We start from the raw sequence: 2,655 nt of genomic DNA on the forward strand, positions 1-2,655 counted from the left end.
ACATCTGCATCAATGCGTACTGTAGTCACTTGTTTAGTTGGCTTATAAAACGGATTTTGGACAGCATTTTTCCAAAAGCTTTCATCAAGTTCAGGTATGTCCGAAAAGTCTATTTCACTGTCTGCGCGTTTATCTAATGCCTCAAGTCTTGCCTTTTGTTCTTCAGATAAGACAGGAGGTTTATTCAAATCTACTTTGTACGTAACGGTTTTTTTCATACTGTTTCCTCTCTTTTTTCTCTGCCTGTCGTGCTGAAATAATACGGAGATGATCAATCCCATTATGATCTTGTACAGTATGAGCCACTAATAAAACTGTCTGCCCGTGTACGAGACCTATCGCTTGCCAACGATATTCACCATTTTCAAAGCGATCCTGTTTGAAGACGGCATGGTAATCCTCCCATAAATAACCGAAGTTAAAAGTAGAGGTTAAGCAGCCATTAGAGGTGGCTTTCCTTTGTTAGCTTGATGTGGTCTTTCATGGTTGTAATGCCACAACCAGTTTGTTGCATAATCTTGTACTTCATCCAAAGTATCAAATAAATGCTTGCTCAGCCAACTATAACGTATAGTCCGATTATAGCGTTCAATATACGCATTCTGCTGTGGCTTACCCAGTTGAATATATTCAATACGAATACCGTGCTCAGTAGCCCAGCGCACAAATTCGTGACTGATAAATTCGGGACCATTATCGCATCGGATCACTAACGGTTTTTCTCTCCACTCCAGCAATTGATTCAACGTACGAATAACCCTGATTGTGGGCAATGAGAACCCTGCTTCAATGGCTAGGCCTTCGCGGCGGTAATCATCAATCACATTCAATAATCGAAACTTGCGACCATCGGAAAGCTGATCATGCATAAAATCTAATGACTAAACCTGATTTTCTCGGATTGGTTCTTTCAATGGTTCAGGCGCATGCCGTTTTAGTCTTCTTCTCGGTTTAATACGCAGATTCAGTGCCAACTCACAGTAAATGCGGTAAACCCGCTTGTGATTCCAGCAGCAACTCTCAACATGCCGTAAATACGAGAAGCACAAACCAAAGCCCCAATCGGAATTTTCCTCAGTGAGTTCAATGAGCTGTTCAGCAATGAGAGCATTGTCATCGCTGAGTTTGGCTTGATAGCGGTAGCAGGTTTCACTAATGCCAAATGCTTTACAAGCCAAACGAATACTAATGGCATGCTGGGCAACTGCCTGTTGTGCCATCTTACGCCGGCAAGATGGCTTTACCACTTTTTTGCCATCGCTTCCTGGATGATTTCGGCCTTTAATCGCTCTTCCGCATACATCTTTTTAAGTCTGGTATTTTCGGCTTCTAGCTCTTTCAGTCGAGCCATTAATGATGTATCTATACCACCATATTTGGCACGCCATTTATAAAAGGTAGCATTACTCATGCCGTGTTCACGGCAAAGGGTCGCTACAGGTGTGCCAGATTCTGCCTGTTTCAAGATGGACATGATCTGACTGTCAGTAAATTTAGATGTTTTCATGCAGAATCTCCTGCTCGTATCTTAAGAGAAAATTCTACTTTTAGATCCTATTATTTTTAGGGGGGATTACCATATCTATGAAATTTGTAAATTCATCTTTAAATAAAATAATTTAAATAAAACTATTGTTAAAATAAAGTTATATAAATTTTTAAAGTATTGATAGTGAGTAGTTATGAGTCTTTTTTATGAAAACTTTAGAGATTTTGAAGATGCTGGTAAAGCCATTTTAGAGTATTTACATAATCACTTAGGTTTTAATTTATGGATGATTACTCGTACAGAAGGTAATGATTGGATAGTTCTTCAAGCTAAAGACAGTGGATATGGAGTAAAAGCAGGACAAGTTTTTAATTGGACTGATTCATATTGTTCTAAGATGGTACTAGGCAAAGGGCCACGTATAGCACATGATTCAAAAAAAATTCCATTATATAAAGAGGCTGGAATTAATAAGGTAGTGGATATAAATGCATATATAGGTCAACCTTTATTGAATGAAGATGGCTCTGTTTTCGGTACATTATGTGCTATTGATCCATCAGTACAGCCTAAAAGTATAGAACAATATAGTGATTTATTAGAATTATTTAGTTTATTACTCAGTCGAATTTTACAGAACGAAATTAAAATAAATGAACAAAAAAGAATTAGCGAAAAACTTGAAATGGAGTCGCTAACAGATCACTTAACAGGAGCTTTCAATCGTCGTGCTTGGGATAAACTTTTAGATTTAGAAGAAAGTCGGTGTAAAATTTACGGACACTCAACAACAATTATTGTCATAGATTTAAATGATTTAAAATATATAAATGATAAATTTGGTCATTTAAAAGGTGATCAGATGATTCAAGAAACAGTCCAAATTATCAAAAGAACTGTGCGCTCTAATGATTTAGTTGCACGTTTAGGAGGAGATGAGTTTGGTATTTTAAATATTGAAACTAACTTAGAAAATACTCAAAAACTAGCAAATCGAATTTCAGAATCCTTAAAACAGGCTGGAATTAATGCTGCTATTGGTGTTGCAGCACGTCAACCAGGGACGGATTTACAACAAACAGTAGTTGAAGCAGATAAGCAAATGTATAGACATAAACGTCAAATCAAAGATATGTCTCAATAAGGTAATAAAATTAAGTTTTCCT

At 37.0% G+C, this 2,655-nt stretch carries 2 protein-coding genes and 2 pseudogenes; 1 reads left to right on the forward strand and 3 read right to left on the reverse strand.

What is annotated here, in order from left to right; translation table 11 throughout:
- The 3 genes and pseudogenes from F947_RS00310 to F947_RS00315 all read right to left on the reverse strand — a co-directional run.
- On the reverse strand, positions 1-218 hold a 218-nt coding region (locus F947_RS00310), incomplete at its 3' end, for a hypothetical protein (RefSeq protein WP_004969499.1).
- Positions 181-399 (reverse strand): annotated as a pseudogene (locus F947_RS14100) (BrnT family toxin); the annotation flags it as partial. The pseudogene F947_RS14100 and the gene F947_RS00310, both read right to left, overlap by 38 nt.
- Before the next feature lie 32 nt (positions 400-431).
- A pseudogene (locus F947_RS00315) lies at positions 432-1,507 on the reverse strand (IS3 family transposase).
- A gap of 175 nt (positions 1,508-1,682) precedes the next feature.
- Here F947_RS00315 and F947_RS00325 point away from each other — a divergent pair.
- Positions 1,683-2,633, forward strand: coding sequence for a sensor domain-containing diguanylate cyclase (locus tag F947_RS00325; RefSeq protein ID WP_004969507.1), 951 nt, complete (start codon positions 1,683-1,685; stop codon positions 2,631-2,633).
- Positions 2,634-2,655 lie beyond the last annotated feature (22 nt).

The organism is Acinetobacter towneri DSM 14962 = CIP 107472 (assembly GCF_000368785.1).
GTDB lineage: Bacteria > Pseudomonadota > Gammaproteobacteria > Pseudomonadales > Moraxellaceae > Acinetobacter > Acinetobacter towneri.